We start from the raw sequence: 22,076 nt of genomic DNA on the forward strand, positions 1-22,076 counted from the left end.
TAGAAAAGCCCTAATGCGATGGAGCTGTGCACCCTATTTTTAGGGGCAGAGCACTAGCAGGGGCTTTTCTTAATGAATCTGGATCGGTGCTGCTTCACTCAATATGCCTGGATGAATCGAGCAATGGCCCATAGGTGTTAATAATAACCGTACAAATGGCAGCCATGGATTTTCTTTCCTTCATAGATAAGCTTCTTAGATAACGAAATGCTTCCTCCTCTTTCATCCCTAATGTTTCAGCTAAAATCCCTTTAGCACGATCAATAAGCTTGCGCCCTTCAAGCTTATCCTCAAGCTTTTTAATTTGCTCCTTGGAGCGGAGTATTTTACGAAAATTTGCTGCGCCAAGCGCTAGTGACCATTTCAACTCAGCGGGACTCATACTACTTGTCAAAATCCCTGTTGGCTTGTAGCATAAATTCAAGTCAAACCGTGCTTCCTTAGACCACCACCAAATTGGGAAAGCAAAACTTGATGACAGCCCCTCCATCATGTACTGAAGCTGATGCTCAGGACAGCATAGAACGATCCCCTCAAATTCCTTAGAAGCAAGATGTTCGGACTCTAATACGCCTGTTTCTAACCATTGAGGATTAAAAGGGGCAGGATGAACGCTTGCTTCTGTCGTTTCCAGGTGCTTTACTAATTCTTGAATGGTTGGTGAAAAAGGTTCTGTGTATAGGACGAGAAGAGTCTTCATAATCAGGCACCACCTTGCGTTATATTTTATTACATTAAACACTGATAATAATTTAAATCGATGACCTTTATGTTATATTATATAACACTATTTCATTGAAAATTACAATAATTCAGATAATTATTTACACATTTAATTCTTTATGTTATGATTCATCACACAAACTAATACAATCTCCAGTTTGCCGATGAAGCCAAACGTGGAGGTGGCAAAGGGGCCGCATTTTCTGTTCGAATATTCGAGCAAAAGGTGCGGCCCCTTTTTGGCATACGTGCTAGTTGTGTTATTCGATAGGAGGGGGTTCAGCAGATTTGCTCTTTGGCGGCATGTGGAGAATGGAGAAACTATTACTAAGAGGAGTAGTGAGCGCTATGACAAAGAAATTCGTGATCCTGTTAGCTATTGTAATGTTGTTTACCGCAGCATGTGGGAATTCATCTACAAAGACAAATGAGACCAATGATTCCTCTAATGCGGATGGTTCGGAGGCTGTTGCAGGGGGGTTGTTGAAGGTTGGCGTTATTTCTGATTTTGGAACATTGGATCCCGCCCGCTCAACAAGGCTGATCGATGAAGAGCTGTATAACAATATTTATGATCCGCTGGTAAAGCTTACACCAGACGGACAATTTATTCCTGGACTTGCAACGGAATGGGAGATAAGCGGTGACGGAAAAACGTACACGTTTACGCTTCGCGAAGGAGTGAAGTTCCATGATGGAACAGATTTTAATGCTCAGGCTGTTATTGATAACTGGGAGTGGATCATGGATCCAGCGAATGCGTCACCAAGAAGTACAGATCTGGTGTTAGTTGAAGAGTTGATTAGTCCTGACCCCTATACGCTGATTGTTCAGTTGAAAACACCGTTCACGCCATTTATTGCGACGATAACAGGACGTACTGGCTTGATTTCATCTATGACTGCGAAAAATGAGCTAGGTGATCAATATGAGATGAATCCAGTAGGAACCGGGCCATTCAAATTCATCTCGTGGAACAAAAATGAAAAGCTTGTTGTTGAAAGAAATCCGGATTACTGGGTAGAGGATCAGCCTAAGCTTGATGCCATTGAATTTATTCCGATTACCAACCCTTCACAGAAGCTGAATGCACTTATTTCTGGACAGGTGGATTTGGTAGATTCAATTCCTTTTCAGGATATTCCGAATGTTGAGAAGCAAAAGAATTTGATTATGGAGCAAAAGACCTCCTTCGGCTTCCAACGCATTACGATGAATCTGGAGCGCGCTCCGTTTAATAACGAGTACAATCGCCGAGCAGTTAATTATGCGATCAATCGCGATGAGCTGAATGCACTAATATACTTTAACACTTTTGTGCCTGGCTACAGCTTCTTTTCGCCGGCCGGGTTTGCTAATGATCCTGGCGTCACCTCTCCTTTTGATTTAGATCTGGCTAAGGAGGAATTGGTTAAAGCAGGTAACCCTGATGGCTTTGTCTTTAAGTATCTAAGCGCGAATGACCCGCAAAGTCTGCAAATTAGTCAGCTGTATCAAAGTCAGCTTGCTAAGGTTGGGATAACGATGGAGATCGAGCCGCTCGATTCGACTGCTTTGACTCAGAAACGAAGCAGCGGTGATTGGGATGCAGTTGGTGGTGGCTGGAGCGGCATGATCGATCCGGACCAAAACAGCTATGCCTTTATTGTAACCGATGCTCCATTTAACTACGGAAAATACAGCAATCCAACAGTTGACGAATTAATGCAGCTTGCTCGCGAGAAGCAAAGTGAAGAGGAGCGTACCTCGATTTATAAAGAAGTATCGGAAATTCTTCTTGAGGATGTTCCAAGTGTATTTACCGGATATCAGCCAGTTATTGATGTGTGGGTCGATAAGGTTGAAGGCTTTGAGGTTTATCCTGATCAGCTATTGAGATTCCATAATACGACAATCAGCAAATAACGGAAGGAGGAGGCTGTGATGTCGAGCTATATAGGACGAAGGCTGCTGTGGTTTATCCCTGTTTCATTCCTGTTAGTGACATTTACCTTCATGCTTATTCATATCGTGCCGGGCAATCCCGCTCATTCCATACTTGGCGAGGAAGCGAGTGAGGAAGCGGTGCTGCTGCTTGAAGCCAAGCTTGGATTAGATCAGCCGCTATATGTTCAGTATTTTCGATATTTGGGAGACATCGTGCAGGGTGATTTTGGCAACTCCTTATATGGAAGTCAGGCTGTTATTGATCTAATTGTGACCAGACTGCCTGTTACGGTAGAGCTATCGCTTCTTGCAATTATCGTTTCGTTATTTATATCTGTTCCAATAGGTATCTTGTCTGCAAAGTATCAAAACTCATGGATCGATCATCTTGGTCGATTCATGGCCCTTGCGGGAGCGGCGATTCCAACGTTTTGGCTTGCGCTGATTATGGTTTTTGTGTTTTCGGTGACGGTGCAATGGTTTCCTGCTCTGGGCTGGGTACCTTTGTCGGAGGGAGTTGGAAGCAATCTGTACTATTTGATCATGCCGGTATTCTGTTTGTCCTTGCCGCTGGCTGCGATGGAATCGCGAATGCTGCGTGGGGAAATGCTTGAGGTTTTAAGTCAGGTTTACATTCAAGTGGCAAAAGCGAAAGGACTTAAGCAGAAGACGGTGCTTATGAGTCATGCGCTGCGCAATGCAATTCTGCCAGTTGTCACGATTGTTGGTTTGCAGATGGGCGGTCTGCTAAGTGGCGCTGTAATTGTAGAGTCTATCTTTTCTTTACCGGGAATGGGGCAGCTTGTACTGAATGCCATTGTTCAGCGAGATTACCCGGTAGTAAGTGGAACGGTGCTTTTTATGGGGATTACAATTCTACTGACCAACTTGCTAGTCGATATTGTGTATGCCTTTTTGGATCCAAGAATTAGATATTCATAGGAAGGGAGGATGGACGCTGTGACATCAGCCAACGTAGCAAGCACAGAGGTGGAAATTAGGCCGAAGAACAACAGAAGCAGATCGGCAGTGGTTTGGAGGAAGATTTATAAAAATCAACTGATTCTATCTGGTTTGATTCTGGTGACGTTATTTTTGATCACTGCTGTTATTATGCCATTCTTTGTTCCGTACTCCCCCTATGAAACGGATTATACATCGGCGCTCGTTTCGCCTAATGCGGCACATTTGTTCGGAACGGATAATTTGGGGAGAGATGTATTCAGCAGAGTAGTTTGGGGAGCGAGAGAATCGCTCGCTTCAGGAATTGTTATTGTAGCAATGGCATTCGCTATTGGTGTTCCGCTTGGCCTGTTGTCAGGTTATTACGGAGGGAAGTTTGATGAAATTTTAATGCGTGTCGTGGATACATGGCTGGCTTTTCCGGGTCTTGTGCTTACGATGGCCATTGCCTTTATTATGGGGCCCTCTTTTCTTAATGCATCGATCGCGGTTGCAGTCATTATGGCGCCGCAATTTATTCGGATTACGAGGGGACAGGTGCTTAGTATTCGGGATCGTGAGTTTGTTCAGGCTGCTAAAAGTCATGGTGTTTCGACGTGGCGTATATTGTTTCGCCACATCTTGCCGAACACGTCGACTTCACTTACCGTTGCATGCAACCTGAATATGGGGCAGGCGATTATGACGGTTGCCAGCCTGTCCTATCTTGGTCTTGGGACTCCTCCTCCACAGCCGAGCTGGGGAGAAATGCTGCAAAGCGGCACAAATTTTCTGACGGTGGCGCCGTGGATATCCTTTGCGCCAGGTCTAGCGATCTTTTTACTGGTATTAGCTTTTACGTTGTTGGGTGAAGGGATTCGCGATGAGTTTGATCCGCATTCGAAAGTGAAATCAAGTTGATATTGGAGGAAAATTATGAGATTCGGAAACCGAGCAAACTATTGGATAGTCGAGGACGGTCATTTTGATGTATCCCGAGGTGCAGAGCAAACGGCGACAATCGAGCTTGAGGGAGAAGAAAAACAGACGCTTAGCTTTGATCCGAAACGCTCCGCATTTGTGGTTGTAGATATGCAGAACTATTTTTGTTCTCCACTGCTAGGCAGACCAGAAGGAGCGCTAAAGCTAGTGCCAGCTATTGTGTCGGCTGTTGCAAGCTGCAGGGCACTAGGGATCATGGTGGTTTGGGTAAATTGGGGACATCGGCCGGGGATCGACAATGTGCCGCCAAGCCTGCTATATGCATGGCAGCGCAGCGGAAGACCGGGAATTGGTCAGCCATTACCGGATGATCTAGGTTTAACGCTTGTCAAGGGATCGTGGTCAGCTGCTTTAATCGATGAGCTGATGGAGGTATATGAAGAAACGGACCCGTGGGTGGATAAATATCGAATCAGCGGCTTTCCTGGAACGACTCTGGATGCAGTGCTGCGGGCCAATGGCATACAAACGTTGTTCCATGCAGGTGTCAATACGGATCAATGTGTGATGGATACGATACATGATGCCGCCTTTTTAGGCTATGACAACGTATTGCTACAGGATTGTACGGCGACAACGTCTCCGCCATATGTACTGGAGGGCTCGCTGTACAATATGCGATCCAAGGCGTTCACTTCTACTTCTGTCAGCTTGAAGGAAGCAGCGCTGTTGAATATTTAGACGAAAGCTGCTGCTAAAGGCAGCGACCTATGCTATAACAGCAAATTCCAATGAAGGCGGTGGATCATCATGGAACCTTTACTGAAAGTGAAAAATTTGAAAACGTATTTTGAAACCCCAACCAGTCAAGTAAAGGCTGTTGATGGCGTCGATTTTGAAGTTGGATCAGGCAAGGTGCTGTGCATTGTTGGAGAGTCAGGCAGTGGCAAAAGCATGACGTCACTGTCGTTAATGGGACTTGTCCCAGAGCCTTATGGAAAAATCGTGGAGGGAGAAATTTTGTTTGAAGGCGAGGATTTGGTCAAGATGACAGAAACTCAGCTCTCCTCCATGCGAGGCAATAAAATCGCCATGATTTTTCAAGAGCCAATGACGGCCTTGAATCCGTTGTTTACGATCGGAGAACAGATTCGGGAAGTGCTGTATCGACATCAAAAGTGCACGAAGAAGGAAGCATCCTTAAAGGCGATCTATCAGCTGCGAAGTGTTGGTATCCCGCAGCCTGAAGTGATCGTTAATTCTTACCCGCATCAGCTTTCAGGAGGAATGCGGCAAAGGGTAATGATTGCGATGATGATGGTTTGTGAGCCTAAGCTACTAATTGCCGATGAGCCGACGACTGCATTGGATGTAACCATTCAGGCACAGGTGCTGGAACTGATGCATGAGCTTCGGCATAAAACGGGCACATCGATTATATTGATTACGCATGATTTAGGTGTAGTAGCAGAGATGGCTGATAATATGGTCGTCATGTATGCAGGTCAGATTGTAGAATCGGGCTCTGCGGATGAGGTGTTTGATTCGCCGCTTCATCCGTATACGCAGGCGCTAATGGCCTCTATTCCTTCGATGGTAGAAGAGAAAGACAAACTTACAGCTATTCCCGGTACAGTGCCGAGTGCAGCCAATTTCCCTCAAGGCTGTCGTTTCGCGGACCGCTGTTCACTTGTACATGCAAATTGCCGGTCGAAAATGCCGGAACTGAGGGAACTGAAGCCAGGACATTTTGTGCGGTGTGATTTGGTCTGATTCTTCTAGAGGTGAAAGGTGGGTTTACGATGACAGAGCAAATTTTACGTCTAATAGATGGTCATGCTGAAACGGATCATGCGCATTCGGAGGACTACTTGCTCGAAGTGCGAAATGTGAAGATGTACTTTCCGATTACAGGTGGCGTGCTGAAGAAGAGAGTTGGCGAGGTCAAAGCAGTTGACGATGTGTCATTTTCGATTAAAAAAGGTGAAACATTTGGTCTTGTAGGAGAGTCGGGCTGCGGAAAATCTACAACAGGCAGAGTAATCATGCGACTGTATGAACCGACGGAGGGCGCTATTATCTTCGATGGGAAAAATATATCTAATATAAAAGGCGAACGATTACGTCAAATGAGACAAAATTTTCAAATGGTGTTCCAGGACCCTTTCTCTTCCTTGAATCCGAGAATGAATATTGGAAGTATTATCGGTGAACCACTAGCGGTCAATACAAAAATTTCACAGGCTGATTTGAAGGACCGTGTCGATCATTTGCTTGAGGTTGTAGGCCTTCCGCGTGATGCTGCCTTCAAGTACCCACATGAGTTTTCAGGCGGGCAGCGGCAGCGAATTGCGATTGCAAGAGCACTTAGCTTGAATCCTAAGCTAATGGTGCTGGATGAGGCTGTTTCTGCACTGGATGTATCGATTCAAGCACAGATTATCAATTTGCTTGATGAGCTGCGCGAGGAATTTGGCCTATCCTATTTGTTTATCTCTCATAACCTGTCAGTTGTGAAGCATGTCAGTCATCAGGTTGGAGTGATGTATTTGGGGCGGATGGTTGAAGTAGCTCCAAGATCTAGCCTGTATCATACACCCTTGCACCCTTACTCGGAATCGTTGTTGTCCGCGGCTCCAGAGGCAAGCAGAAAGGTAAAGCGCAATCGTATTATTCTTTCTGGTGATGTTCCTAATCCTGCTAATCCGCCTTCAGGTTGTGCTTTTCATACCAGATGTCCAAAAGCGATGGAACAGTGCAAGCAGGAAAGACCGGAGCTGCGTGAAATTCGTTCGCAGCACTTTGTTGCATGTCACCTTTATTAAAATTTAGGCAGGTCGAAGACTGGCATAGGAATTTGTGGGTGCTATGGGTGGGCACATTTGTAGCTTCTGCCAGTCTAACGATGGTCATTCCTTTTTTGCCGTTGTTCCTGATCGATCTGGGGGTGGATGAGCATCGAGAATTGTGGTCGGGGCTGCTGTTTAGCTGTACTTTTTTGGCGTCAGCTATTTCATCTCCTTATTTGGGGTCACTTGCAGACAAGTATGGTCGGAAAAAGATGATTATACGTGCTGGCTTGGTGCTTGTTATTGTGTTTTCACTTATGGCCTTTGTGACAAACCCGTACCAGCTGTTGGGTCTGCGTCTGCTGCATGGGTTTCTCGCTGGCTATATTCCTGCTGTTACTGCGTTGATTGGGACGAATACGCCAGAAGCAAATGTCGGCTATGCGTTAACCTCTATTGCGACAGCGACCGCTTCAGGTCGTATTATGGGACCGTTGCTGGGAGGGGCGATTTCGCAGGTTTCAGGTAATCGAGCCGCCTTTGCAGTTGCTGGTATTATGATTCTGCTATCTACCTTATCTGTTATTTTTATGGTGAGGGAAGAGAAGCTTGGACTTTCTCGGTCAAGGAGCTCGGTTCTGGACTCATTTAAATTTGCTATTCACAATAAATCGTTTCTGTCCGTGATGATATTATCCTGTGTTGTATCGCTTTCGATTATGACGATTGAGCCAGTGCTCAGTTTATATGTTGCAGAGTTGGGTGGTGCTGAGAATAGTACGGCGCTTATATCAGGGGTTGTGTTTTCGCTAGTCGGCATTACAGGGGTGCTTTTTAGTACCTCTTGGGGTAGGCTGGCCGATCGCGTTGGCTTTCGAACGGTTCTTGTCATTGGGCTATTAGGTGGCTCGATCGGGAATTTTGCTCAAGTATTTTTTAATGATATCTGGGGATTTTCGATTGTTCGTTTTGTATATGGAGCATTCTTTTGTGCGGTCATTCCTGCGATTAATGGATTGGTAGTAAAAAACACGCCAAGCTCATTTCGCGGCAGGGCGTTCGGGCTTAACAATACGGCGAATCAAATTGGCAGTATGATTGGGCCAATGATCGGCGGGATGATTGGTGCTTTTTATAATACGAAGGGTATTTTTATCGGCACGGCTATCTTGTTGTTATTAGCAGTTGTGCTAACGCATTTTGTGACTGAAAACCAATCTGAGACAGCTAAAAAAGTAACAACTGCTGAAAAGCACTCCAAAGCGACGTCGTAATTGAAGTGAAAAGGAGGAATGGAGAGTGGTCAAATGCTATTATATGAATGGCTCTGTTCCAGAGAAAGGATATAACGAGGATAGTTCGCTGCTGATTATGATTGGATTTGTCAAGTCTGAGCTTGTTATTCGTGATGCCAATCGGATTATTACAGCCTCGGAATATAAGGCTTATCAAATGAAAACGTATTTGCCGGAATCTGATAATCATTCGATGAAATATATCATTTCGGATAAGAAGCTGGCATATCAATTTTTAACGAGAAAAAAATGTAAAATGCTTTGCGAGGATCGTTCAATTACGGATGATAATGTAATCGATTATATTTTGGATAAGCTCTAATTATCTAGTACGATAACAAGTCCGCATGCGTTCTATTGTTAGGAACGTGTGCGGACTTGTTGCTGTCTACATCATGGTATAAATAATCGAGAATATCAAAAGTTATTTTATCAATAAATATTTTACTTGTAAGAAATAGGACGAATATCTAAACAAAGGCTTTCGTATATATCAATACTTTCTACATGTACAGTTAACATAGCGTTAATAGATGACACGTAGATTGGACTTATCCTGTCAAACAAAAGGAGAGAGAGGCATTGAACAAAAAGATGAAACACGTATCGATGTTGCTTAAAGTGTTGTTGATTCTATCGTTGATGTTGCCGATCACGGTCACTCAACTGGGAGCAGCCATGCTGGAGCTTCCGACATGGAGCTACGGCAAAGTAGTGGACACGAAGTCAAGCAGCTTAGGTCAAGGTGCCACGTATACGTGGTACGATTTGAATGTGGATCAATCGACACAAAAGGTACATACTGTAGCATTCGATCCAAGCAATCCGAATTTGAAACTGGTAGCAGGCACAAAATCCGGCTATGTGAGTGGCATGTCCACACTAACGAAAATGGCAGAATACGTAGATGCTGAGAATCATCGAGTCATTGCAGGAATAAATGCAGATTTTTATGAGATATCCGGTCATGCAACAGGTGTGCCTAACGGCATCTTTATTGATGATGGCATCATCTTAACGAATGATCGCAGCACATATGCTTTCGGTCTGAAGGCTGATGGCACGTCTATTTATGGAAATCCACAGCTGCAAGAAACGATAACGATTCATGATGAGCAGATTGCGCTTACCAGCATTAATCGTTTCCGTGATCCGAACCAGCTTGTGTTATTCACATCCAACTATGGAGCCTCTACTGGTGCCGCACGCAATGGTGTTGAGGTTGTGTTAACGATTGAAAGCGGAGAGCTGAAGCATGGTCAAAATCTTGAGCTCGTAGTAGAAGAGGTACAGACCGATGTAGGCAACGCAGTTCTATCTCCTGGCAAGGTTGTATTATCTGCATCTGGCGACAAAGCTTCTATTCTTGCCGGATTGACAGCAGGAGATCGCGTAACTGCAAATGTTGAGCTTCATCCTGATTGGGCGGACGTCGTTGTAGCTGTTGGTGGCAACGGACCATTAGTAAAAGATGGCGTGGCATATACGAATGTCTCACCAGCAGGCATCCATCCAAGGACAGCACTTGGAACGAAAGCAGATGGCAGCATCGTATTTTTCGAGGTGGATGGACGTCAACCTGGTTTTAGTGACGGCTTGGAAACTGGCCAAGTGGCACAGCTGCTTGTTGAGATGGGCGTCGTACATGCGCTAAATCTCGATGGAGGCGGATCGTCCACACTTATCGCCAGGCTGCCTGGCTCCGAGGAGACAGTTATGATGAATTCTGGCTCAGACGGTATTGAGAGAAGCATTGGCAACGGGCTGCTTCTTGTCAATACAGGCGTCGAAACGGGTATTGCAGAAAAGGTAGCCATTACGCCAGGCTCAGCACGTCTGTTGGTAGGATCATCGATTCAGCTAACCGCGGCAGGTCTTGATGCGAACGATCATCCGGCAGCTTTAAGCGAGTCGACCTTATGGTCAGTTGATGAGACCTATGGCTCGATCAATGAACAGGGCGTATTTTCAGCTGGTGAAGCAGCTGGCTTTGTTGAGATTAATGCGGTTAATGGTTCAGCAGCAGGACAAGCGACTATTGAAATCGTAGATACATTAACAGAATTAAAGCTGCCTGATGCAGAACGAACCTATACAAGTGAAGCAGCTGTACAGGTCACAGTTACAGCGTTAAGAGACGGTCAAGTCATTCAAGCTGATCCATCTGCCTTTACGTGGGAAGTCATTGGCGAGATTGGAACGATAGACAGCAACGGAATGTTTAAGGCTACTGATAAATCCGGAGCAACGGGAGAGATTAGAGTAAGCTTTGGAGATGTCAGCACTTCCTATAAAGTGAATGTTGGTCTGCCTCCAGTTATACTTGAGGATTTTGAGACCAATTTGGATCGTTACCTGCCTTCATCTGGTGCTGCATACAATTCAATGAGCATTGAACTGGAAACGAATCAGGACTTTGTTCGCAGCGGCAATTCTTCACTTAAGCTAACCTATGATTTTATAGGAACACAAGGAACGTCAGGTGCTTATCTAAATGTGAAGTCAGTCGCTGATCGCTTGGAAATCCCAGGCTATCCTGAAAAAATCGGAATGTGGGTATATGGCGATGCAGAAGGCCATTGGTTGAGAGCTCAGCTGCGTGACGGAGCCAATGCAGCGGTTCCGATTAATTTCACGGAGTCCAATCCAGGCGTTGATTGGGAAGGCTGGCGATATGTAGAGGCTGCTGTACCGGCAGGGCGAGCAACTCCTTTGTCAATCGATATGCCTGTACGGTATATGGAAACCTCTAATGCAAACAAAACAACTGGAACGCTTTATATTGATGATATTCGAGCGATATATGGCCCATTGAATGAGGATGTAGATGCTCCGATAATCGCAAGCAATTATCCCGAGGAAAATGCAATTGTAACAACGGGAACGCCAGAGTTCAAAATTGTAGCACACGATGATGGCTATGAACCGGAGCTTCATCCAGCAAGCACGTTAATCAATCCGGATACGATTCGTCTTTATTTGGATGGAGAGCAGCTAAGCAATTATGGATTTTATCCGCCTAGAGGCGAAATTTCCTATACACCAACGAATCCATTAAGCGAGGGGCGTCATACGGTAAAAGTTGCTGTACGCGATATGAGCGGCAATCAGGTTATTAAAGAATGGGCATTTAATGTGAACTTCGGTAGCCCGTACTTTACGTATCACTTCGAGGAGCAGCAGAGGCTGGGTGCCGTGCATGGAATTGAGCTAGGACTTGAGCATGCTGAGAAAGCAGCAAGCGGCACATTCTCCTTTACGTATCCTGTGCTGGCGAATGGAACTGCCGTGCTTGAAAATTTCGAGTTCATTCCAAGTGAAGGCATCTCTGCGGACCAAGTTGCTCTGAGTAATGATGCGAGCAGTGGCGTAGTATCTGTAACCTTTAGTGACCTTTCAGGTTTTGCAGGAAATGCCTCGATTGGACGCCTTCAATATAATGTGAACAGCTCCATTATGGGTCCATATACGTTGACTACGCTGATGAGCAATCCAAGCATTAATGGTGCAATTGAAATTATTGAAGCGGCTGTCGCCACAACGGAAGGTGCGATTAATGATTACTATGGAGCTAGCTATGACGTAAAGATTAATCCAGACTATAAGCTAACCTGGAACCATTATGAAACATTCAAGGGTGAACCTGCTACTCTGCTAGTTACCGAGCGTGAAACAGGCTTGCCAGTTGAAGGAGCGCAAATCGTCTATAACGGAGAAGCTCTTTCAGGTGTGACGAATGCAGACGGAGAGATAGTAACAGAGATCTTGACAGCTGAGGCAGGCACATACAGTATTCAGGCTAACAAGGATAAGCAATACAGTGCTTTAATGAGCTTCGTTGTAGCGGAGTACACAGGAACAGAAGCACCGTACAACATGAATGTAACGATGGGTGACGACGCCATGACAACACGCAATATGACGTGGCATACGAATCCATCCGTAACAGATACAATTGTCGAGCTGGCAATTGCATCGGAATTTGTAGGATTTCATGCATCCAATGTACAACGTGTAGTTGGTACGAATGTAATGTATACAACAGACAAAGACGGGACCTACCGTGTTCACCGTGTGGCATTGAAGGAGTTGGAGCCTGGCACAACCTATAACTACCGTGTCGGTGACGGAGCAAGTCAAGTTAGCAACATGGGAAGCTTTACAACTGCAGCTGAAGGTCAAGCAGAAGTGAATATCGCATTTTTTGGAGACTCACAGGCAGAATCAGAAGCGAACTTTGCGCTGTGGGGAGAAACGGCTGATGCTGCGATGGCAGAGGAAATCAACTATGATCTGTTGATTCATGCAGGAGATATGGTAGACCACGGTAATAACTTAAATCAATGGAACTGGTGGTTCAATGCAGCACAATCAGAGCTAATGAATTCGACTCTTGTTCCAATCATCGGTAACCACGAGGTTATAGGCAACAATGGACTAGGCGACTATTTATCGTTTTTCAACTTGCCGAAAAGCGGCCTGGAGCTTTCAAGCGGTGTGAACTATTCCTTCGATTACGGCGATGTTCACATTGTTGTACTTAACACTGAAAGTGGCAGTGCGGGTATTAGAGAGCAATCAGCATGGCTGGAGCAGGATCTGCAGCAAACGGATAAAAAGTGGAAGGTCGCGGTCTTCCATCAGGGTCCTTACGGCAGCACTTATGCAAATACGGAGGTACAGCAGCAATGGGTTCCTTTATTCGACAAGTACGGAGTAGATCTTGTCCTTACTGGTCATGATCATATATACCTTCGTTCCAAGCAATTGGCGGCAGGAGAGCCGGTCGATGAACAGAAGCATGCAACAACGTATGTAATCGGTGGTTCTTCGGGTCCGAAGTTCTATGGCTTGGATAATTTGAAAACAAGCAGCTGGCGTGAGGTTGTATTTGCAGACAATACGCATATCTATACGACGCTGCGCATTACAGAGGAAGAAATTGCGGTTATAGTGAAGACAACAGCAGGTGCTGAGGTGGATTCCTTTGAATTAACAAAAGTACCAGCGAGCTCACTTGATCTAACCAAGAATCCTATTGCGATAAAAGTAAATGAGACGGTTCAACTGCAAGCTGTGCTTGAACCAGTTGAAACAACAGCATTTGTCGCATGGAGCATCATTTCCGAGCATACAGAGCCACTTGCAACGTTAACAGCTGCAGGTGAGCTGACCGCATTAAAGGCGGGCGTTATTACAATTGAAGCGGCAGTATCTGGTCAACCAGAGCTGACAAAAACGATGACGATCACCATTCAAAGCTCATCAGGCGGCTCTGCACCAGCACCAATACCGAATGTCCCTCAGCCTGAGCCTGCTGATGATGAATACAAGGTAGAGCAAGGCACACTTTTCATTGAGCAGGCTAGCAGCGATCAGGTTACAGTTAAAACAGATAAAGCTATTCACGCAATTCAGCTGTCTTCTGAGGTGCTGAAGCAAGTGAAGAAGCTTGTTGTGGAAACCTCCTCTGTTGTTTTTACACTGGATGAGCGTGCGTTACAATCGCTTTCGAATGAGCTTGTCAATGATTTAGCTACTATTAAGCTGCAATTGACATCTCCTGCTTCTGATCAATGGAAGGCTGATGTTGAGCGTTATTATGCGCAAGCATCCGAGCAAGCTCGTCTGCATAGTGAAGTATTTGAGGTGACTGGCGGCAACGTGCAGCTTGAGGCAGAGCTGCAAGTTACACTTCCGCAGGACGCTGAAGCGCATACTACAGGTCTATATGAAGTGCTGCCAGACGGAAGTCTGACATATGCTGGCGGCGTTGTAGATAGCGGAAAGCTGATTGCAACGATAATAAGCGGGGAAATCTATGTAGTCGCGAGCCTTGAAAAGGATTATGAGGATGTCTCCGGCTCACACTGGGCAAAAGCTTTTATTGAGGAGCTTACGGCAAAACAGATCGTGAACGGCGTAAGCGACACAGCGTTTAAGCCCAATCAGGAAGTAACGCGTGCAGAATTTACTGCGATGCTTGTTCGCACATTGAGGCTGGAAGCATCAAGCACGGCGACGTTTGCTGATGTAGCAGCAAGCAGCTGGTATTATGAGGCTGTTGCAGCAGCCGTTCAAGCAGGTTTAGTGAATGGCAAAACAACAGACCGCTTTGATCCAAATGCGTCGATCACACGTGAGGAAATGGCAGTTATGCTCATGCGTGCTTATGAGCAAACATCAGGTACGAGCGCAACGGCTGTACAAACACCGTTTGAAGATATGGATCAAGTAAGTCAATGGGCACAGCATAGTGTGGCAGCGGCTTATGAGGCTGGATTCATCTCAGGCAAAACAGCGGTGAGCTTTGATCCAAGCAGCAATGGCACAAGAGCAGAAAGCGCTAAAATTTTACTGCTTCTGTATCAGGCTGTCATAGAGTAGCTTAATCGATAAGCATAAGTGTAAATGGATTTAAAAATAGCCTTTATCCCCGGAACGTTGCGGATCAGGATAAGGGTTATTTTTTTCGCATATGGTATAATGACGCAACATTTTTTCTGGTGAATTAGTCTAATAGTTGAATAATTTAGCAAATTAAACTGGGGGTTGAAATGGTGAATAAAAGAGTAGGAAAGATAGCAGCGATTGTTACGACTGCAGCGATGCTTGCTGGAATGTTTCCTGCAGCAGCATTTGCATCAAATGCAAGCGAAGGAGTGACAAGCTCTATGGACGCAACATCTTCCTCATCGGTCAAAGCAGGCTCATCAGGAGCAGCAGAACCTCAATCCAGTGCCTCATCATCGAATGCTGCAATTTCCAAAGAAAAAGCAGAGCAAATTGCAAGAAAGGCTGTTAACATCCCAGAAGATTATCAATTGCAAAGCGCCAATTTATCGACAAGCCGCTTAATGAATGGAACGCGTAATAGCTGGGGATTGACCTTCAACAAGCGAGTTAATGGCAGGCATATGGGGAGCATTTATGCCACTGTCAATGCAGAGAGCGGTCAGCTTACTAGCTACAGCTACTATAACCCAAGTGATGTTAAGCCAAGCTATCCATTAAAAGTAGAGCGGGAGGAAGCGCAGCGCATCGCATCAAATGTTGTGGATGAATTAGCTGTAAGCTATGCTTCACAAGTAAAGCTCAACGAGAGCTTTGGCGAGCAGCTGCTTCCGGCATTAACTGGTGAGGTTAGACATCAATTTAAATTCGATCGCTATGTGAATGACCTGCCTTTCCTAGAAAACTACATTACAGTAGTCGTAAACAGTGAAGGTCATGTTGTCGAGTATGAATTTGTTTGGGATGATACGATTCAGTTCCCGAAGCCAGACAGCTACTTATCCGCTGAGGATGCAATAGAAAAACTGAGAGCCGCGGGTACACCAGAGCTAAAATACAAGCTGCTTACAGATCGTCAAGGCAAAAATACGCCTATCCTTACCTATGAGCTTCAGTCCTATGTGATTGATGCGTCAACTGGAAACAAGATAGACGATACACGTAATCATTACAGCTACTTGGGAGAGGTAGCGGATAAGCCCCTTACGACTAATCCGCTTGGACTCAAGCCGGTAAACAAAGCGATAAATGAGAATCAGGCTATCGAAAATGTCAAATCAGCCTTCAAGCTGCCTGAAAATATCGAGCTGGGCCATTCCAGCTACCATGAATACAACGATACTGATTCCGAGCAGGCACGGGCTATGTGGGACTTCAGCTGGACGATCAAAAAGGATGGACAGGATGCAGGCTCGATATGGGCGACCGTCAATGCGCAAACAGGGGCCGTTCAGGGCTTTAATATTTATTATTACAATGAAGAGGGTTCAGAAAAGTCGGAAACGATCTCTGTGGACCAAGCAACAAGTACAGCAATTGAAGCGGTAAAGAAGCAGCTGCCGTGGTTAACGCATGAGCTGTATCTGATTAAGCCTGATCCGAAGCAACAGGAGATCATCAACGCCTCTCGTACCGCAAACTATCAAATTCGCTTTGCTCACAAGCTGCATAATGCCTTGATCGAGTATGACCATATTAACGTTTCGATCAATTCGAGAACAGGCAACATTACTGGTTTTGAAGCGAATATACAACCGTTCGATTATCCAGCACAAGCACCAAAAGCAATTTCCATCGAAACAGCTCTTGATCGCTGGATGGATTATTACAAGGCAGAGCTCACCTATCGTGTCTCAAGTGAATATACATGGATTGGGGAACCAATTCCGATTGAAAAATACAATGTTTTGCTTGCTTCAGGAGAAATAGACAGCAATGAAGATATTAAGGTAAAGTCAACCGTTAATCTGGTCTATCGATTAAGAGCAAAGCCGCTTGATCAACATGTGTTTCTTGATGCCGTAACAGGTGAATGGAGAAGCATGGAAACCGGAGAAGTGACGACACTTGAACGTCCCGAGGTGCTGGATATTGAAGGTCACTGGGCGCAGCGTCAGCTCGAGCTGATGGTTGCGTACAAGGCGCTTGATGTCGTAGATGGAAAAGTAAGACCGAATGAAACGATTAAGCGTGGTGAGCTGATCAAGATGCTTGTCATCGCTAGAAACGGTGGTTCCAACTATGGTTATGCTGTAGCAACGGCGGACAGCGCTCTCCAGTCTTCCTTTAATGATGTAAGTGCAAGCTCTGAATATTTTGCTTACGTGGAACAGGCGCTGGAGCAAAATCTAATCGACCTTGGAGATGGCTCCTTTAACCCTGAGGGAACAGTTACACGTGAGGAAATGGCGGAGCTGATCGTTCGCGCGCTTGGCTATAACTCGCTAGCTCGCTACGATCATATTTTTGCAGACAGCTTTAACGATTCTGCTTCTATCAACAATAAAGGTCAGGCGGCAATTGTCGTAGGCTTGAACATTATGAGCACAACGAAGGACGGAAAATTCCAGCCAGCTAAAGAGGTGCGGCGAGCAGAAGCTGCGACAGCATTTTTCCGTTACCTGCAAGCTCGCTCTGAGCTGCAGGAAGCACCTTTGCGCATGTAAGTGCAGGTATAGCAGCTGAATTACAGCGTATGAGGATAGCTCCGAAACGATGATACAAACAAAAGAGGGTTGTTCGGATTGTCAGTTTTCACAGACTTTCTGAACAACCCTCTCTTTTTATGTATGTACGTCTATCTCTGTGACGATTCGAATATAACAGGTAATAGATGTCCAATGAGGAGGCATGGCGTACATGAAGGTAGATTCTATTGATTCTGTTATTTATACACAAACAGATGATCAGAGAAGAAAGCATTTCATTGAAGATTTTATCGCCCTTATCCGTGAAGCAAATGAGATTTTGCAGAAGCAGTCAGATCTGTCGCCTACTAATCAGCTGGTTGCGGACACAGTTAGGCGCTTATCTGATCAACTGCGAGCACGTTATTCTCAAGAAGAGATTCAGACTATATTAAGCAACAACTATATTAGAATGAATCAACGAAGCTTGCAGCATAAACTGTCAGAGGCCGAATGTTTGGCAGAGTTGGAAGCATCTCGCCGTATCTGCCAGATACAGCTGTCTGTCATAGATGAAGTTAAAAAACTGCCTAGCTGGAACATATATATGGAGTTAGTAGGGAAAGAGTTGTCCATTCTGCATCAGCTTGATATACAAGATGGACGAGCTGTAAAGACTCCAATCGTATTTGTCGGCAGTGGATCACTGCCGTTAAGTGCTATAATTCTACATCTACAAGGTAATGCAGAGGTCATTTGTCTCGAGATCGATGACGCAGCTTATGAGGCGTCATGCGCTTTAGTCAAAAGTATGGGCTTGAGCACTCACATCACAATCTTGAAAGAGAATGGAGCAGATTATATCTATAGCTCCTGCAGTCTAATATTTGTTGCGAGTCTTGTGCGAAACAAGGGGGAGGTGCTTGAGCAGATCAAACGCACGGCTTCCGATCCGCTAGTAGCGATTCGTACAGCCGAGGGGATCAAGCAGATCATGTACGAATCGATTGATGAATCGCAGTTAATCAAACAGGGATGGAGGGTTGCTGCACGTACGCTGCCTAATGAACAGCTAGTCATTAATTCAACGTTGTTTCTGAAGCGGGTAGCCTTTTCTCGTAGCAAATGGCTTGACTAAGCAGGATTTTGCTAGGGAAAATTGGTTTCTTAGGTGCAAATAAACAAGTGTAATATCCACGTTATCTATAAAGCGCTGTCAAATGAATTTGTGTTAGCTTACGTAACAAATCAAATAAAATTACCCCTTAAATCTAAAAAATATGGTTCTTATGTAATGTTTTGTTCGTTGCTATAATCAAACATAAGATCGCGATACCATTTATTTAGAGGGGGTTATGTAATGAAAAGAGCATTCATGACAGTGATTATGTTAGTTCTTGTATCGAGCACGCTGCTCGCTGCATGTAGTGGAAACAACGGCGGTCAAGGATCGAACAGCACGCCGACACCATCGCCGACGAATACTGCTGAAAACAACAAAGAGGAACCGACAGAACCAGCAGAACCGTTTACCGTTTCACTTCGACATATTCAAATTGGCGAAGCGCAAAAATACCGCAAAGCGATATTAGATGATGTCGTTGCGATGACGGAAGCGGAAATCCCAGGCTTGACCTTTGAACTGGAAGGCGTAGAGGATAGTGTCAATCGATTCACGAAGCTTCCGGCCGAAATGGCTGCAGGCAACCCTCCTAAGATATTCGACTTGTTTGGTGGCGAGGGTGATGCATTGAAGTATGGTGCAGCAGGTCGCCTGCTTGATCTGGCTCCGATTTTGGATGAGCTTGGCATGAGCGATAAGTTTTTGAACCTGAATCAATTCACAATGGATGGAAAAATATACGGCTTGCCAATTGGCGGTAATATTGAAGGCTTCTATTACAATGAGGAGTTGTTCGCTTCGCTTAATCTTTCCGAGCCAACAACTTGGGCAGAGCTTGAAACTGCAGCTCGAACTCTTGCTGACAACGGATATACAGCATTTGCAATGGGCTCGAAAGGAGCATGGGTACCGTTAATGCTGGTCAATACAATGATTGGACGCTATGCCGGTCCTGATTCGATCGCAGGCTTCTCCTCCGGTGATGCCAAGTGGAATTCCCCTGAAGTAGTTGCAGCTTTCGAAAAATATGATGAATGGGTACAAAAAGGCTATTTCACAAAAGGCGAGCTAGGCTTTGAATATGCAGATATGCTAAATGAGTTTATTACAGGTAAGGCAGGCATGATGTTTGATGGAAGCTGGAGATCGTCCGTGTTTAGCGACGAAACGCAGGCAGGTGCTTTGACGAATAAGGTTGGATTTTTCACGATGCCAGCTGTAGAGGGTGGCATCGGCGACCAAACCTATGTCAATGGTAACTACAGCAACGGATATGGCTTCTCTTCTGATCTGAATGAGCAGGAACTTGTTGCAGTCAAAGCTTTTATAAAAAATATGTACAGTGACGAGATGCAGCTAAGAGGGCTTCTTGAGGATGGCGTACTGCCTTCTATTAAGCTGTCGGACGATGCGACGAGTCAGGTAGAGGACAAAATCGTCAAGAAGGTTATTACGATTATGGGCGAATCTGGCGGTGCATTCTCGCACTTTGATTCCACGGTACAGTCCGCTGTCTACAAGGAGTCTGAGGATGTGATTCTGAAGCTGATCGCTGGCAGAGAAACGCCGCAATCGGTAGGCGATATTCTGCAGGCCGTTCAAGATAAAGCAAACCAGGAATAATTGTGCGATTGAAAAGGGGGAGAGCAGCCGATGCTGGCAGCCTCCCCCTAATGTTTAAGCGGAAATGAGGGAAGTCAGATGAAGCAAACCTTGCGTAATCCTTGGGTCTACCTGCTTATGATTGTGCCGACCTTGGTGCTGTACACCTTATTTTTTATTTATCCGATGGTTACTTCCTCCTTTTATGCCTTTACGGATTGGAATGGTTTGTCCAATTACAAATTTATCGGGTTTGACAATTTCGCAGCTGTATTTCGCGATTCTGATTTTATTCGTGCGATCGGCAACAATATGCTGTTTATCTTGTTCGCTATATTTGTACAGGTTCCACTTATTATCTTCTTCGCGATCTTGATTGCGAATGTGCGCAGGCTGCAGCGCTTGTATAAAACAACGGTATTTGTTCCGTCCATTCTTTCAACGTCAGTAATCGGGATATTGTGGGGCTTTGTATTGCATCCGAATATTGGTCCCGTGAATAAAGTGCTTTCCGTTTTTGGAATTGATCCTGTGTTTTGGCTAGCAGACTCCAAATGGGCACTGCCATCTGTGCTTGTTGTCAATGCGTGGCAGTGGATGGGCTTCTATATTGTGCTGGTGCTTGCTGCAATTTTAGCACTGCCAAAGGAAATGAATGAAGCAGCGGAGATTGATGGCGCATCCGGCTTTCAGCGCGCGTGGTACTTGACGATTCCGTTGATTAAGCCCATTATTTCTGTGGTTGTGATGCTGTCGATTTCAGGAGCGATGCGAGTCGTAGATATTGTACTCGTTATGACGAAAGGCGGACCGGTTGGGGCAACGGAAGTTATGGCGTCCTATCTAGTTAATGAAGCAATGGGCGTCAATCCGAACTACGGACTAGGGACGTCGATTTCCTTAATCATTTTTGCATTTGCTTTAGTGCTAACAGCATTGTATCAAGGCACATTTGGAAAAATAAAGGAGTGAGCCAGCCATGCTTACGTTAAAAAGAATATCGCCGCATATTATATTATTAGTCTACGTCGTGGTGGTCCTGTTTCCATTTGTGTTTGTCTTGTTCTCTTCCTTGAAGGCAAGCAATATTGAAATTGCGGAGCGTCCCTTTGGCCTGCCTACCAGCTTTTATTTTCAGAACTATATTGATGCTTGGGTGAAGGCAAAAATTAATGTATACTTTTTTAATAGTATATATTTGGCAACGACTTCGGCGCTGGCAGGGGTGTTGCTCTCAGCAGCTACTGCCTACGCGCTTACACGAATGAAATTTATAAGAGCCAACAAAATCATTTATCAATTTGTGCTAATCGGAATGCTGATTCCAGGCAATGTGCTGTTTATTGCACAGTACATTCTCGTTATGAATATGGGTATCTTGAATACGCATTGGGCATTGTTTTTGCCTTACACCGCAGGAGCTTTGCCGATCAGCGTATTGCTTATAGCAGCGTTTATGAGATCCATACCTAGTGAGCTGGAAGAAGCGGCTATCGTTGATGGCCTGGGTGCATTCCGATTGTTCTATACCATCATACTGCCCTTAACCTTACCAGCACTCGTAACCGTATTTATCGTTAATTTTCTTGGTTCATGGAATGAATACCTGTTAGCTAATTTCTTCATTAGCAAGGATGAGCTGAAAACATTGCCTACAGGCATGGTTGGATTCCGTGATGCGTTCCAGACCAATTATGCGCTTATTAGTACGGGGATTGTATACAGTGTGACGCCCGTTTTGATTCTGTATGCTGTGCTGCAGGAGAAAATTATTGAAGGTGTGACAGCTGGAAGCGTGAAGGGTTAATTGAAG

General features: G+C 45.1%; 15 protein-coding genes. 14 read left to right on the forward strand and 1 reads right to left on the reverse strand.

From position 1 onward, the window contains the following. Nucleotides 1-94 precede the first annotated feature (94 nt). Nucleotides 95-700: an ANTAR domain-containing response regulator gene (locus ACFP56_RS13775; RefSeq protein WP_379235420.1), complete on the reverse strand. Its 606-nt coding sequence runs from the start codon at nucleotides 698-700 to the stop codon at nucleotides 95-97. A 371-nt stretch (nucleotides 701-1,071) separates the two neighbouring features. Between ACFP56_RS13775 and ACFP56_RS13780 the strand changes: the two genes are divergently transcribed. From ACFP56_RS13780 to ACFP56_RS13845, 14 genes are all read left to right on the forward strand, one after another. Beyond that, nucleotides 1,072-2,628 carry an ABC transporter substrate-binding protein gene (locus tag ACFP56_RS13780; protein WP_379235422.1) on the forward strand — a complete coding sequence of 519 codons (1,557 nt, stop codon included), beginning with the start codon at nucleotides 1,072-1,074 and terminating at the stop codon, nucleotides 2,626-2,628. 18 nt (nucleotides 2,629-2,646) lie between these two features. After that, nucleotides 2,647-3,591, forward strand: a complete 945-nt coding sequence (locus tag ACFP56_RS13785) for an ABC transporter permease (protein ID WP_379235424.1) — start codon at nucleotides 2,647-2,649, stop codon at nucleotides 3,589-3,591. Between the two features lie 18 nt (nucleotides 3,592-3,609). Continuing rightward, entirely contained in the window at nucleotides 3,610-4,512 is a 903-nt protein-coding gene (locus tag ACFP56_RS13790) for an ABC transporter permease (RefSeq protein WP_379235426.1), read from the forward strand. 15 nt (nucleotides 4,513-4,527) lie between these two features. Beyond that, a complete protein-coding gene (locus tag ACFP56_RS13795; protein ID WP_379235428.1) occupies nucleotides 4,528-5,274 on the forward strand; it encodes a cysteine hydrolase family protein in 747 nt (248 codons plus the stop codon). Between the two features lie 66 nt (nucleotides 5,275-5,340). Further along, nucleotides 5,341-6,306: an ABC transporter ATP-binding protein gene (locus tag ACFP56_RS13800; RefSeq protein WP_379235907.1), complete on the forward strand. Its 966-nt coding sequence runs from the start codon at nucleotides 5,341-5,343 to the stop codon at nucleotides 6,304-6,306. Between the two features lie 29 nt (nucleotides 6,307-6,335). Further along, nucleotides 6,336-7,358 carry an ABC transporter ATP-binding protein gene (locus tag ACFP56_RS13805; protein ID WP_379235430.1) on the forward strand — a complete coding sequence of 341 codons (1,023 nt, stop codon included), beginning with the start codon at nucleotides 6,336-6,338 and terminating at the stop codon, nucleotides 7,356-7,358. A 47-nt stretch (nucleotides 7,359-7,405) separates the two neighbouring features. Continuing rightward, nucleotides 7,406-8,596 (forward strand): MFS transporter, encoded by a 1,191-nt coding sequence (locus ACFP56_RS13810; protein WP_379235432.1) that lies wholly within the window; start codon nucleotides 7,406-7,408, stop codon nucleotides 8,594-8,596. 25 nt (nucleotides 8,597-8,621) lie between these two features. Further along, nucleotides 8,622-8,939, forward strand: a complete 318-nt coding sequence (locus ACFP56_RS13815; RefSeq protein WP_379235433.1) for a hypothetical protein — start codon at nucleotides 8,622-8,624, stop codon at nucleotides 8,937-8,939. Nucleotides 8,940-9,199: 260 nt separating this feature from the next. Next, a complete protein-coding gene (locus tag ACFP56_RS13820; protein WP_379235435.1) occupies nucleotides 9,200-15,004 on the forward strand; it encodes an S-layer homology domain-containing protein in 5,805 nt (1,934 codons plus the stop codon). Between the two features lie 173 nt (nucleotides 15,005-15,177). After that, nucleotides 15,178-17,577 carry an S-layer homology domain-containing protein gene (locus ACFP56_RS13825; protein WP_379235437.1) on the forward strand — a complete coding sequence of 800 codons (2,400 nt, stop codon included), beginning with the start codon at nucleotides 15,178-15,180 and terminating at the stop codon, nucleotides 17,575-17,577. Between the two features lie 193 nt (nucleotides 17,578-17,770). Beyond that, nucleotides 17,771-18,676, forward strand: coding sequence for a nicotianamine synthase family protein (locus tag ACFP56_RS13830; RefSeq protein WP_379235439.1), 906 nt, complete (start codon nucleotides 17,771-17,773; stop codon nucleotides 18,674-18,676). Nucleotides 18,677-18,898: 222 nt separating this feature from the next. Beyond that, nucleotides 18,899-20,284, forward strand: a complete 1,386-nt coding sequence (locus ACFP56_RS13835) for an ABC transporter substrate-binding protein (RefSeq protein ID WP_379235442.1) — start codon at nucleotides 18,899-18,901, stop codon at nucleotides 20,282-20,284. Nucleotides 20,285-20,362: 78 nt separating this feature from the next. Then, nucleotides 20,363-21,235 (forward strand): carbohydrate ABC transporter permease, encoded by an 873-nt coding sequence (locus ACFP56_RS13840; RefSeq protein ID WP_379235444.1) that lies wholly within the window; start codon nucleotides 20,363-20,365, stop codon nucleotides 21,233-21,235. Nucleotides 21,236-21,242: 7 nt separating this feature from the next. Continuing rightward, nucleotides 21,243-22,070, forward strand: coding sequence for a carbohydrate ABC transporter permease (locus tag ACFP56_RS13845; RefSeq protein ID WP_379235446.1), 828 nt, complete (start codon nucleotides 21,243-21,245; stop codon nucleotides 22,068-22,070). The last annotated feature ends 6 nt before the right edge of the window (nucleotides 22,071-22,076 follow it).

The sequence above is a fragment of the Paenibacillus septentrionalis genome (assembly GCF_042659865.1).
GTDB classification, from domain to species: Bacteria; Bacillota; Bacilli; order Paenibacillales; family Paenibacillaceae; genus Pristimantibacillus; species Pristimantibacillus septentrionalis.

Coding starts and splice junctions, on each gene's coding strand:
- ACFP56_RS13845 (WP_379235446.1), top strand. CDS start 21,243: ATGCTTACGTTAAAAAGAATATCGCCGCATATTATATTATTAGTCTAC.
- ACFP56_RS13775 (WP_379235420.1), bottom strand. CDS start 700: ATGAAGACTCTTCTCGTCCTATACACAGAACCTTTTTCACCAACCATT.
- ACFP56_RS13840 (WP_379235444.1), top strand. CDS start 20,363: ATGAAGCAAACCTTGCGTAATCCTTGGGTCTACCTGCTTATGATTGTG.
- ACFP56_RS13805 (WP_379235430.1), top strand. CDS start 6,336: ATGACAGAGCAAATTTTACGTCTAATAGATGGTCATGCTGAAACGGAT.
- ACFP56_RS13830 (WP_379235439.1), top strand. CDS start 17,771: ATGAAGGTAGATTCTATTGATTCTGTTATTTATACACAAACAGATGAT.
- ACFP56_RS13785 (WP_379235424.1), top strand. CDS start 2,647: ATGTCGAGCTATATAGGACGAAGGCTGCTGTGGTTTATCCCTGTTTCA.
- ACFP56_RS13795 (WP_379235428.1), top strand. CDS start 4,528: ATGAGATTCGGAAACCGAGCAAACTATTGGATAGTCGAGGACGGTCAT.
- ACFP56_RS13835 (WP_379235442.1), top strand. CDS start 18,899: ATGAAAAGAGCATTCATGACAGTGATTATGTTAGTTCTTGTATCGAGC.
- ACFP56_RS13780 (WP_379235422.1), top strand. CDS start 1,072: ATGACAAAGAAATTCGTGATCCTGTTAGCTATTGTAATGTTGTTTACC.